General features: G+C 77.3%; 11 protein-coding genes. 9 read left to right on the forward strand and 2 right to left on the reverse strand.

Translation table 11 applies throughout. From position 1 onward, the window contains the following. Nucleotides 1-22 precede the first annotated feature (22 nt). Nucleotides 23-1,081 carry a cell wall-binding repeat-containing protein gene (locus tag ACRYM6_RS08740; RefSeq protein WP_432542468.1) on the forward strand — a complete coding sequence of 353 codons (1,059 nt, stop codon included), beginning with the start codon at nt 23-25 and terminating at the stop codon, nt 1,079-1,081. A gap of 15 nt (nt 1,082-1,096) precedes the next feature. Here the strand turns inward: ACRYM6_RS08740 and ACRYM6_RS08745 are convergent, their stop codons facing one another. Both ACRYM6_RS08745 and ACRYM6_RS08750 read right to left on the reverse strand, forming a co-directional pair. After that, the gene (locus ACRYM6_RS08745) at nt 1,097-1,471 is read right to left on the reverse strand and encodes a DUF2304 domain-containing protein (protein ID WP_432542469.1); all 375 of its coding nucleotides are present in this window, start codon (nt 1,469-1,471) and stop codon (nt 1,097-1,099) included. Nucleotides 1,472-1,480: 9 nt separating this feature from the next. Then, nucleotides 1,481-2,200: a glycosyltransferase family 2 protein gene (locus ACRYM6_RS08750; protein WP_432542470.1), complete on the reverse strand. Its 720-nt coding sequence runs from the start codon at nt 2,198-2,200 to the stop codon at nt 1,481-1,483. A gap of 58 nt (nt 2,201-2,258) precedes the next feature. Between ACRYM6_RS08750 and ACRYM6_RS08755 the strand changes: the two genes are divergently transcribed. From ACRYM6_RS08755 to ACRYM6_RS08790, 8 genes are read left to right on the forward strand one after another with little or no spacing between them, the layout of a single operon-like run. Continuing rightward, nucleotides 2,259-4,079, forward strand: a complete 1,821-nt coding sequence (locus ACRYM6_RS08755; RefSeq protein ID WP_432542471.1) for an ABC transporter ATP-binding protein — start codon at nt 2,259-2,261, stop codon at nt 4,077-4,079. Nucleotides 4,080-4,130: 51 nt separating this feature from the next. Beyond that, a complete protein-coding gene (locus ACRYM6_RS08760) occupies nt 4,131-4,511 on the forward strand; it encodes a hypothetical protein (protein WP_432542472.1) in 381 nt (126 codons plus the stop codon). A gap of 11 nt (nt 4,512-4,522) precedes the next feature. Continuing rightward, on the forward strand, nt 4,523-5,038 hold the full coding sequence (locus ACRYM6_RS08765; RefSeq protein ID WP_432542473.1) for a methyltransferase family protein: 516 nt from the start codon (nt 4,523-4,525) through the stop codon (nt 5,036-5,038). Continuing rightward, nucleotides 5,035-5,334, forward strand: a complete 300-nt coding sequence (locus tag ACRYM6_RS08770; protein ID WP_432542474.1) for a Dabb family protein — start codon at nt 5,035-5,037, stop codon at nt 5,332-5,334. The genes ACRYM6_RS08765 and ACRYM6_RS08770 overlap by 4 nt, the downstream gene beginning before the upstream one ends. Nucleotides 5,335-5,394: 60 nt before the next feature. Further along, nucleotides 5,395-6,531 (forward strand): glycosyltransferase, encoded by a 1,137-nt coding sequence (locus tag ACRYM6_RS08775; protein WP_432542475.1) that lies wholly within the window; start codon nt 5,395-5,397, stop codon nt 6,529-6,531. Then, nucleotides 6,528-8,552, forward strand: coding sequence for a DUF6541 family protein (locus ACRYM6_RS08780; RefSeq protein WP_432542476.1), 2,025 nt, complete (start codon nt 6,528-6,530; stop codon nt 8,550-8,552). Before ACRYM6_RS08775 ends, ACRYM6_RS08780 begins: the two co-directional genes overlap by 4 nt. Before the next feature lie 17 nt (nt 8,553-8,569). Further along, nucleotides 8,570-10,405: a glycosyltransferase gene (locus ACRYM6_RS08785; RefSeq protein ID WP_432542477.1), complete on the forward strand. Its 1,836-nt coding sequence runs from the start codon at nt 8,570-8,572 to the stop codon at nt 10,403-10,405. After that, nucleotides 10,402-11,601, forward strand: a complete 1,200-nt coding sequence (locus ACRYM6_RS08790) for an acyltransferase family protein (RefSeq protein WP_432542478.1) — start codon at nt 10,402-10,404, stop codon at nt 11,599-11,601. The genes ACRYM6_RS08785 and ACRYM6_RS08790 overlap by 4 nt, the downstream gene beginning before the upstream one ends. Nucleotides 11,602-11,692: the final 91 nt, after the last annotated feature.

Below are 11,692 nucleotides of genomic sequence, written 5' to 3' on the forward strand. Positions count from 1 at the left end.
CACGTCCCACCGGAAGGTCACCATGCGCTTGCGTCCCCGCACCCTCGGCCTCGTCGCCGCTCTCGCGATGAGCTCCGCCCTCGTCGCCGGTGCCGCGCCCGCGACCGCGTCCCCCGGCGTCGACCTCAAGGCCGCCGGGGCCCGGGTCTACGGGGCCGACCGCGTCGGCACGGCCGTCGCCGCCTCCAAGTCCTTCTCCGGCGGCAAGGCCGCCGCGGTCGTCCTGACCCGCTCGGACACCTACGCCGACGCCCTCGCCGGCGCGCCGCTGGCCTCCGACAAGACCGGTCCCGTCCTCATGACGTCGCGCACCGCGCTGCAGCCCGAGGTCGCCGCCGCGATCAAGGACGTGCTCGCGTCCACCGGCACCGTCTACCTCCTCGGCGACGGCAACGCGCTGTCGGCCGACGTCGAGAACGCCGTCAAGGCGCTCGGCTACAAGACCCAGCGCGTCTCCGGCGCCGACCGGCTCAGCACCGCCGTCGAGATCGCCAAGCTGCTGCCCGCCGCCACGACCGTCTCGGTCGTCAACGGCTGGAACTTCCCCGACGGCCTCGCCGCCGGCGCCCTCATGGGCGTCGTGGAGAAGGACACCAGGCACAGCATCGGCGTCGTCCTGCTCAGCGACGGCACCAACCTCGGCGCCCCCACGGCGAACTACCTGGGCTCGCGCACCTTCCAGACCAAGCTCGCCGTCGGCGGGACCGCCGTCACCGCCGTCGGGCGCAGCACCGCCGGCTGGGCCCAGCTCGCCGGCGCCGACCGCTACGAGACCGCCGCGCTCGTCGCGCAGCAGTTCACCTCCGCGGCGTTCTTCGACGACGCCACCACCGTCCTCGGCGTCGCGACCGGCGAGAACTGGCCCGACGCGCTGTCGGGCTCGGCGCTCATGGCCTACGGCGGCGGCCCCATGCTGCTCACCGCCAAGGGCTCCCTGCCGGACAGCACCCGGCGGGCCATCGACGTCCTCAAGGCCGACGCGGCCGCCGGGGGCAAGTCGATCACCCAGGTCCTCGTGTTCGGCAGCGAGAACTCCGTCTCGAACGCCGCCTACGACGCCGCGGTCGCCGCCGCGAGCTGACCCCGGCGCCCCGCGTCAGGACCCGGCAGGCCCGTCACCCTCGCGGTGGCGGGCCTGTTCCGGTGTGGGGGCCTCGTCGAGGGCCAGGCGCCGCGCGAGCTGGGTGACGGTCTCCTCCAGCGCCCGCGAGCGCCGGTACGACGACACCACGAACCCCAGGAACGCCACGACCAGCCCGTACAGCAGCAGGTCCGCGCCGCGGCCCACGCCCACGGCGTTCGCGACGGCCGTCACCGCCCCCGGCGCCAGGATGCTGGCCACCGCGAGGGCCACCAGGGCGGCCAGCAGCAGCCGGCGCACCGCCTGGTGGCGGGCCCCGGCGGTGCTGCGCACGAGGAGGACCCCGACGACGAGCACCACGGCGATGAGCAGGACCTGGATCGCGAGCACGGCTACCCCCTACCCCAGCAGCGTCTCGACGAGGATGTTGACGCTGTTCAGCAGCGACTGGCCCTTGGAGCGGGAGTAGTCGGTGTACAGCACGTGCACGGGCTCCTCGGCCCAGCGCAGGTCCGAGCGCCCCACCTGGTGCACGATCTCGCTGGCGTGGGCCATCCGGTTGTGCCGGATCCGCAGCGTCGCCGCCGCCCGCCGCGACAGCACCCGCAACCCGTTGTGCGCGTCGGTCAGGCGCAGCCCCGTGGTGCGGTTGGTGTAGACGACGGCCGCGCGCAGCACCACCCGCCGCAGCGGGTCCAGCTCGGTGCGGCCGTCGAGGAAGCGGGTGCCGAACACGACGTCGAGGTCCTCGTCGTGCAGGCGGCGCACCATCGTCACCGCGTCCTCGACGCGGTGCTGGCCATCGGCGTCGAACGTCACCACCGACCGGGTCAGCGGGTCCCGCAGCGCGTACGCGATGCCCGTCTGCAGCGCCGCGCCCTGCCCCAGGTTCACCGCGTGCCGCACCACGACCGCCCCGGCGTCCTGCGCGACGCGCGCGGAGTCGTCGGCGCTGCCGTCGTCGACGCACACGACGTGCCGGAACCGCTCCCGCAGCCCGCGCACGACGTCGCCGATGACGGTGGCCTCGCAGTACAGCGGGACGACGACCCACGTGTGGTCGAACCCCGGCGCGGGGCGCGGCGGGGTGTCGGCGGGGGAGGGGGCTGGCGTGGTCACGGCCCGTCCATCATGGCGGGTCACCGGCCCGGGTCGTGCATCGGCGAGGATGACGCGCGTGAAGTCCCTGCTGTCGACGGTCCGCGCGCTGCTCGCCCTGCTGCCGGCGGGCAGCTCGCGGTTCGTCGCGGTGTACTGCACCGCCCAGGCGCTGCTGTCGGTCTTCGACGTCGCCGCGCTCGGGCTGCTCGCCGTGCTGCTGCCCGCGGCCGTCAGCGGGGACGGGCGGCTCGCGGTCGCGCTGCCCGGCGTCGGGTCCGCCGTCGGCACCGTCCAGCTCATCGTCCTGATCTGCGTGGCGAGCCTGCTGCTGGTGCTGAAGTCGCTGGCCCAGCTCGCCCTCGTGCGCTGGGGCGTGGTCCGGTTCGCCGAGCACGAGGTCGACGTCGCCGACCGCCTCGTGCGGGCCTACCTGTCCGCGTCGTGGGCCTACCGGCTGCGGTCGTCGTCGGCGCGGGCCGTCCGCACGGTCGACGAGTCGCTGAACCAGTCCTTCAACGGGTTCCTCATGCCGTTCTCCAGCCTCGTCGCCGAGGTCGCCTCCCTCGTCGCCGTCGGGGTCGTCGTGCTCGTCGCGGCCTGGCAGACCGCGATCGTGGCCGCCGTCTACTTCGGGCTCATCGCGGTGCTGCTGTACGCCGTGATCGCCCGGCGGGCCGCGGCCGCGGGGCGGGCCGCGACGTCGGCCAGCGTCCACACCATCCGGCTCGTGCAGGAGTCGTTCGCCACGACGAAGGAGATCACCCTGCGCGGTCGCGGCGACCAGCTCGCCGGGGTGGCCCGGGAGGTCCGCACCGGCAGCGCCCGCGCCCGCGGGATGGCCTTCTTCTACTCCGTCGGGCCCCGGTTCGTGCTCGAGGCGGCGCTGCTCGGCGGGTTCCTCGTCGTCGGCGGCGTCGCGGTCCTCACCCAGGGGGTCACCGAGGCCGTCTCGGCGATCGGGCTGTTCGCCGTCGCCGGGTTCCGCGTCGTGCCGTGCCTGACCCGGCTGCAGTCGGTGTTCGCCACCATGCACGCCCACGAGCCGAACGCCCACGAGGTCCTCGACGCGCTGCGCGAGACCGGCGCCTCCCGCGACGACCGGCCCGTCGCGCAGCCCGGGACGGCCCCGGTGGCCCTGCCGCCGGGAGCGGTCGAGATCGTCCTGGAGGACGTCGGCTTCACCTACCCCGGCAGCGACCGGCCCGCGCTGGACGGGGTGTCGCTGCGGGTCCCGGCCGGGTCCCGCGTCGCGGTCGTGGGGCGCTCGGGGTCGGGCAAGTCGACCCTCGTCGACGTGGTGCTGGGGCTGCTGACCCCCACCGCCGGGCGGGTCCTGGTCGCCGGGGAGCCGCTGGCCGACGTCACCGCCTCCTGGCGCGGGCGGATCGGGTACGTCCCGCAGGAGGTCGCGCTGCTGGACGCCGACGTCGCCGCGAACGTCGCCCTGTCCTGGCGGCCCGAGGAGGTCGACGTGCCGCGCGTCGAGCGGGTCCTGGCCGCCGCCCAGCTCGCCGACGTCGTCGCCGGGCTCCCGCAGGGCGTCGCCACCCCCGTCGGCGAGCGCGGGCTGCGGCTGTCCGGCGGGCAGCGGCAGCGGCTCGGGATCGCCCGCGCCCTCTACACCGACCCCAAGGTGCTCGTGCTGGACGAGGCGACGTCCGCGCTGGACGCCTCCACCGAGGCCGCCGTCACCGAGACCGTCGCGCGGCTGCGCGAGGACGTGACCGTGCTCGTCGTGGCGCACCGGCTCGCCACCGTCCGCGACTGCGACGCCGTCGTGCTGCTGGAGGGCGGGCGGGTCGTGGACGTCGGCACCTTCGACGAGGTCGTGGCGCGGGTGCCGGACTTCGCCGTGCAGGCCGAGCTGTCGGGGCTGACGGGGACCTCGGGGGCCTGAGGGTCTCCGGTACGCCCTCCCCGCGGGGCGCGGGTGGGCCATGCTCGGGAGGTGGTCCCGACCCCCCGCCTCCTGGCCGCGGCCTACCTCGGCGCCCAGGCCGCCGCCGTGCCGGTGTGGTGGGCCGGGCTGGCCCTCTCGCCGGCGTTCCGGCGCCCCTTCGAGCTCGGCGACCGCGCCGTGCTGGACTCCTTCGCCCGCGGCGACGTCGTCCTCGCCCTCGCCTCGGCCGCGGCCGCCGGGCTGGCCCTGGCCCGGCACCGCGCGGCGGGCCCCGTCGCCGGCCTGGTCGTGGCCGTGGTCGGCGCGAGCACGGCCCGGACCTGCCGGTGCGCGGTCGCCGGCCGCAGCGGAGGGCTCGGCGTCGCGGCCATGGCGGCGGCGACGGCGGGCAGCGCGGCCGCCGCGCGGGCGCTGCGGGGCGGCCGGTGAGGCTCTACCGGGTGGCCCGGCCCGCGACCCACCGCCGGCACCTGGTCGCGACGCTGGCGTGGATGCTCGTCGTCTGGTCCCTGGCCCTGCTCGTCCTGCCCGCGGTGCTGCGCGCGGTCGAGACCCGGCTGGGGGTGCCCACGTGGCACCTGCCCGGCGGCCGCGTCGCGGGGGTCCTGCTGCTCGTCGCGGCCAGCGCGGCCGGGGTCCGGTGCGCGTTCGCCATGGCCCGCGGCGAGGGGACCCCGGTGCCCTTCGACGCCGCCGCGCGGCTCGTCGTCACCGGCCCCTACCGGCGGGTGCGCAACCCGATGGCCGTCAGCGGCGTCTCCCAGGCCCTCGGGGTGGCGCTGCTGCTGGGCTCCCCGGCGTACTACCTCGTGCCGCCCGCGGGGGCGCTGCTGTGGCAGGTCGTCATCCGGCCCTCCGAGGAGCGGTTCCTGCTGGCGCGCTTCGGGGCGGAGTACGCCGACTACCGCGACCGCGTCCCCCTGTGGGTGCCCGCGCGGCTACGGTGGCGCCGGTGATCCAGCACACCGTCGTCTTCACCCTCGTCCACGAGCCGGGCTCGCCCGCCGAGACCGCCTTCCTGCGCACCGCGCGGGACGAGCTCGCCGCCGTCCCCGGGGTCCGCGACTTCACCGTGCACCGGCAGGTCAGCGTGAAGAGCCCCGGCACCTGGCAGTTCTCCATGGTCTTCGCCGACCGGGCCGCCTACGACGCCTACGACGCGCACCCCGCGCACCGCGCCTTCGTCGCCGACCGCTGGGCCCCGGAGGTCGCCGAGTTCCACGAGTACGACTTCGTCGCCTGGGACGGCTGAGACCCCGCCCCGGGTGTCGCGCGCCGGAGCCCCCCGCGACGCTGGGTAGGGTTCCGCATCGTGTCGCCGCTGGTCCGCATCGCGACGCGGACCTACCCGCCGGACGTGGGGGCCGCGCCGTTCCGCCTGCGCGCCCTCGCCCGGGCCCTCGCGGCGCGCGGCTGCGACGTCGAGGTCGTCACCACCTCGGCCACCGCCCCCGAGGACGCCGACCCCGGCGTGCGGACGCGGCGGCTGCCGGTGCTGCGCGACGGCGACGGCGTGGTCCGCGGCTACCTGCCGTACCTGTCCTTCGACGTCCCGCTCACCGCGCGGCTGCTCACCGGCCGCCGCCCCGACGTCGTCGTCCACGAGCCCCCGCCCACGACCGGGGTCGTCACCCGCCTCACCTCCCGGCTGCGGCGCGTCCCCTACGTCTCCTACCTGCCCGACGTGTGGGCGCAGGGCGCCGTCGCCGCCGGCGCCCCCCGGCCCGTCCTGGCCGCCGTCGGGCACGCCGAGCAGCTCGCGCTGCGCGGCGCCGACCGCGTCCTGGCCGTCACGCGGGGCATGGCCGACGAGGTCGTCCGCGGCGGCGTGGACCCCACCCGGGTCCGCGTCGTCGGCAACGGCGTCGACGTCGACGTCTTCCGGCCCGCCGACCCCGCACCCGTCGCACCGCACGGCCCGCGGGTCGTCTACAGCGGCACCATGTCGGAGTGGCAGGGCGCGGAGGTGTTCGTCCGCGCCTTCGCCCTGATCGCCCCCGACCACCCCGGGGCGACGCTGACGATGGTCGGCGGCGGCGTGGACGTCGCGCGGCTGCGCGAGCTCGCCCGCGCGGTCCCCGGCGTGGAGCTGCCCGGCACGGTCCCGCCCGGGCGCGCCGCCGCGCTGCTCGCCGGCGCCGACGTCGCCCTGGCCTCCCTCGTCCCCGGCTCGGGGTACGACCTGATGTCCCCGACGAAGATCTACGCCGCCACCGCCTGCGGGACCCCCGTCCTGTTCGCCGGCGTCGGCAGCGGCGCGCGCACGGTCCGCGACCACGACCTCGGCTGGGCCGTCGACCACGACCCGCGCGCCGTCGCCGACGCCCTCGCCCGCGTCGCGACGCCCACGCCCGAGCGCCGGGCCCGGCTGCGCCGGTGGGCCCTGGAGCACGGCTCGCTGGCCGCGGCCGCCGAGCGCGCCGCCGACGCCGTCACCGAGCTGCTGTGACCGTCGTCCCGATCACGGGAGGCACGCCCGCCGGGGACGTCCTCACCCTGGCCGTGGCGACGCTGTGGGTCCTCGTCCCCGGCGCCGCCGTCCTGCTGGCCGCGGGCGTGCGCCGGCTGCCCGTCCTGCTCGGCGGGGCCCCGGCCGTCAGCGTCGGCCTGTCCACCCTCGCCGCCACCGCCACCGGGGCGCTCGGCACCCGGTTCGGCGGGGGGACCGTCCTGGTCGCCACCGCGCTCGTCGCCGCCCTCGCCGCCGTCCTGCGCGGCCGCGCCGGGCCGCCCGGGGACCGGCCGCCCCGCGGGCCCCTGCCGGTCACCGCGCTCGTCGCCGCAGCCCTCGCGCTCGCCGCGGTCGGCACGACGGCCGAGCTGTTCCGCCGCGGCCTGGGCGCCCTCGCGACCCCGTCGCAGGAGCACGACACCATCACCCACACCCTCGTCACCGCGCGGGTCCTGCGCACCGGCGACGCCGCCCCCTGGCGCGCGCAGGCGATCGACGTCATCACCGGCGACCCCGCGCAGTACTACCCGAACGGCCTGCACCAGTGGGCCGCCCTCACCGCGCAGGCCGCGGGCGTGGACCCGGTCAGCGGCCTCAACGCCACCAGCGTCGTCGTCCTGGCCGTCGTCCAGACCCTCGGGCTGGTCGCGCTCGCCGCCCGCGCCCTGCCCCCGGCCTGGCTGCCCGCCGGCGGGGTCGCCGCCGTCGCCGCCGCGCTGGCCCACCAGCCGCTGCTGGCCATGCACCACGACTCCGGGGCGCTGCCCAACGCCGCCGCGATCGCCTTCGCCCCCGGGGCGATCGCGCTGCTGCTGCCCCCCGACCGGCCGCCCGCCCACCGGCCGTGGCGCGCCGTCGCCGCCCTCGTGCCCGTCCTGGCCCTGGCCGCCGCCGGGGTGCTCACCGTCCACCCCAGCGCCGCCCTCACCGTCGGCGGCGGCGTCCTGGGCGCCGGGACCGTCCTGCTCCTCGCCCGCACCGGCCGCGACCGGCGCCACGACCTGCGCCACGACCTGCGCTGGGTGGCCGGGCTGGCCGGCGCCGCCGTCCTGGCCGGTGCGCTCGTGGGCACGTCCCTGCTGCGCGCCGCCGCCGCCGGCGGCGGGTCCAGCTCCCGCTTCGCGCGCGACGTCCCCGTCCAGACCCTGCCCGACGCCCTGCACCGCGTCCTGACCCTGCCGCTGCAGGGCGGGCTGGACCCCGACGCCACCCGATCGCAGTGGTGGCTCGCCGCCGCCGTCGTCCTCGGCGCCCTGCTGGCCGGGCGCGCCGGCGCGGCCGTCCTCGGGCCGTGGCTGGTGTGGTCGGCGCTGGCCGTCGCCTACCTCGTCGGCGTGACCGGGCCCGGCGTGGACCTGGTGTGGGACTCGGCGTGGAACTCCTACTACCGCGTCGTCGCCCACGGCAGCCCGTGGGCGTGGCTGCTCGCCGGGGTCGGCCTGGCCCGGGTCGCCTCCTGGGCGGCCCCGCGGGCCCGGCCGGCCGTCGCGGCCGCGCTGGGGGCGGCGCTGCTCGCCGGGACGGTCCTGGCCGCCGGGCCCACCGAGGTCGCGGCGCTGCGCGCGCGGTACGCCGCCCCCGAGTACGAGCGCGTCGACGCCGACGACGACGCCGCCGGGCGCTTCCTCGCCGCGCACGTCCGCCCCGGTGAGCGCGTCCTGAACTCCGGCAACGACGGCTCCACCTACGCCTACGTCCTGCACGGGGTGCCGGTCCTGGCGACGACGGCCGTGCCGCTGGCCTCCCAGCCGGACCTGCGGGTCCTGGCCCGCGACCTGCGGGCCATGACGCCGCAGGTGCGCGCGCTGCTGCGCGAGCACCGCGTCGGGTGGGTCGTCGTGGACTCCCTGGCCCCCGGGCTGCCGCTGCGGCCGGCCGACGCGGAGTTCTTCGGCGTCCCCGGGTACGCCGTCCCGCCGGGCCTGACCGACCTGGACGCCGTGCCCGGTCTGCGCCGGGTGTTCACCAGCGGCTCCGTGGGCGTGTGGGAAGTGGTGGGGCAGGGGGCCGTGCCGTGACCTGGCACCCTGTGGCGGTGCCTCCCGAACCGAGCGTGCCCCAGCGCGTCGTCGCGGTCGTCGTCGCCCACGACCGGCGCGACCTGCTCCTCGCCGGGCTCGACGCGCTCGCCGCGCAGACCCGCCGCCCCGACCTCGTGGTCGTCGTCGACAACGCCAGCTCCGACGGGTCCCCGGCCGCGGTGCGGGAGTGGGCCGCGGCCGGTGACCTGCCGCTGGACCTGGTCGTCCTGCCCCGCAACACCGGTGGCGCCGGGGGGTTCGCGGCGGGCCTGGCCCGCGCCGTGCACCGGCACGCCGCCGACGCGGCCTGGCTCATGGACGACGACACCGTGCCGACCCCCACGGCGCTGCAGGAGGCGCTGGGGGCGCTGCAGCGCACCGGGTCCGCGCTGGTGGCGAGCCGCGTGGTGTGGACCGACGGGCGCGACCACCCGATGAACACCCCGCGCGAGCGCCCCGGCGCGAGCGCCGCCGAGCGCGCCGCGGCCCGCGCGGCCGACTGCGTGCCGGTGCGGTCGGCGAGCTTCGTGGCGCTGCTGCTGGACGCGCGCGCCGTGCGCGAGGAGGGCCTGCCCGAGGCGGCGTTCTTCCTGTGGAACGACGACTTCGAGTACACGACCCGGCTGCTGCGCCACCGGCGCGGCGTCGCCTCCCGCGCCAGCGTCGTCGAGCACCGGACGAGGGTCTTCGGCGGCGCCGACGCCGACCCGGGGGAGCGGTTCGTGCTGGAGGTCCGCAACAAGCTGTGGACGTTCACCCGGTCCCGGCCCCTCGACGCGCGCGACACCGTCCTGTACGGCGGCGCGACCGTGCGCCGCTGGGCCCGCGCGATCGCCCGCTCGCAGCGCCGCGGGGTGCTGCTGCGGGGGCTGGTGGACGGGGTGCGGCAGGGCGCCGGCCGGCCCGAGCCCACCGCGGCCGTCCTCGCCGGGCTCGGCGAGGTCTCCGAGGACGTCCGCGCCGTCGAGGCCGCCGCCGGCCGCGCCCCGCTCACCCCGGCCGGCCCGGCCACCGGGCTGCCCCCCTTCTCCGTCCTGCTGCCGGTGTGGGCCCGCGACGACGTCGCCCAGCTGCGCCGCGCCGTCGACAGCGTCACCGTCGAGCAGGAGCTGCGCCCCGACGAGGTGCTCGTCGTGCGCGACGGGCCCGTCCCGGCCGACCTGCAGCGCGCCCTCGACGACCTCGGCGCGCGGCCGGGGGTGCGCGTCCTGGAGCTGCCCGCGAACGTGGGCCTGGCCCGCGCGCTGGAGGAGGGGCTGCGGCGGTGCCGCTTCGACGTCGTCGCGCGGATGGACGCCGACGACGTCAGCCTGCCGGGCCGCTTCGCCCGCCAGCTCCCGCTCATCGCCGCCGGGGCCGACCTCGTCGGCTCGGGGCTGCTGGAGATCGGCGCCGACGAGGACGACGTGGTGGGCCGCCGCGTCCCGCCCACCGGGGCCGCCGAGATCGCCCGCTACGCCCGGTTCCACGACCCCTTCAACCACCCCACCGTCGTGTACCGGCGCTCGGCGGTGGCCGCGGCCGGGGGGTACCGCGACCTGGACCTCATGGAGGACTACTGGCTGTTCGCGCGGATGATCGCGGCGGGGGCGCGGGTGGAGAACCTGCCCGACCCGCTCGTGAAGTACCGCGTGGGCGCCATCCCCGACGCCGGGTCGTACGCGCGCCGCGGCGGCCTGCGGCTGTTCCGCTCCGAGCTCACCCTGCAGCGGCACCTGCGCCGCGAGGGGTTCACCACCTCCGTCCAGGCCGTCCGCAACGTCGTCGTCCGCGGCGGGTACCGGTTCGTGCCCACGCGGATCCGCACCGTCGCCTACCGCGCGCTCATCGCGCGAGGGGGGGAGTCGTGACCGCCGTCACCGACACCACGCCGCCCGCCGACACCGCCGCCGCCCGGCGGCTGCCGGAGGTCCGCTCCATCACGGGCCTGCGGATCGTCGCCGCGGTCTGGGTCCTGCTGTTCCACTGGAAGTTCACGCCGCTGCCGGACTGGGGCGGGGTGCGGGCCTTCCTCACCCCCGTCCTGGACTCCGGGCACCTGGGGGTCGACCTCTTCTACGTGATCTCCGGGTTCGTGATCACCCTGACCTACCTGGAGAAGATGGGGTCCCGGCCCCGGCTGCGGGCCTGGGTCGACTTCTGGTGGGCGCGCGTCTGCCGCGTCTGGCCCGCCTACGCCGTCGTCGTGGTCCTGTTCGGCCTGTGGCTGCTGTGGCGGCGCAGCATCGACCCCGCCTTCTACGCCTACCAGGGCGTGCAGCCCGACCTGGGCCCGTGGGCGTGGGTCGAGCAGCTGCTGCTGGTCCAGCTGTGGCACCGCCCCGACTTCGACGGGGCCAGCTTCGTGGGCGCGACGTGGTCGGTGTCGGCCGAGATGGCCGCCTACGCCGTCTTCCCCGTCCTGGCCCTCGTGCTGCACCGGCTCCGCCGGCTGCCGTGGTGGGTGCTGCTGCTCGGGGCGGTCGCGCTGATGGCCCCGGCGGCCCTGCGCAGCTACCAGACCGGCGAGATCTACTGGGACTACAGCTGGCTGTCGCGCATCCTCACCTGCTTCGGCGCCGGGGCGCTGGTGTGCCTGGCGGTGCGCCGGCTGCAGGCGGGGGCCGTCAGCTCGGCCCGCGCGGCCCGCTGGGCGCCGGGCGTCGCGTGGCTGCTGGTGCTCGAGTGCGTCCTGGTCGTCGGCTGGGCCGCCGGGCGCCCCTACGACCGGTACGCCGTCGTCGCGGTGCTGTTCCCGCTGCTCGTGGGGGCGCTCGCGCTGACCGAGCGGGGGCCGTCGGCGTTCCTGTCCCGGCCGGCGGTCGTGCTGGGGGGCCGGATCTCCTACAGCGTGTACCTGGTCCACGTCCCGGTGTACGAGGTCTTCTGGACGTTCCAGAAGGAGGTCCCGCAGATCGCGCCGGGCGGGCCGTGGACGGGCTTCCTCGTGCCGAACCTGCCGGTCGTCGCGATCGGTCTGGGGTGGGTCCTGTGGAGGTTCGTGGAGGAACCCGCCCGCCGCCGCCTGCGGTCGGTGCGCCCCGCCCGCCCCGCGCCGAGTCGTTGAGCCGGTCGGCCCGGCAGGACGGCTACGCTGACGCCACCATGCCCGAGCACAGCGCTGCCCACGACACGGACCGAGAGACGGAGCGAACGAG

The organism is Kineococcus rugosus (assembly GCF_050871975.1).
Classification (GTDB): Bacteria; Actinomycetota; Actinomycetes; order Actinomycetales; family Kineococcaceae; genus Kineococcus.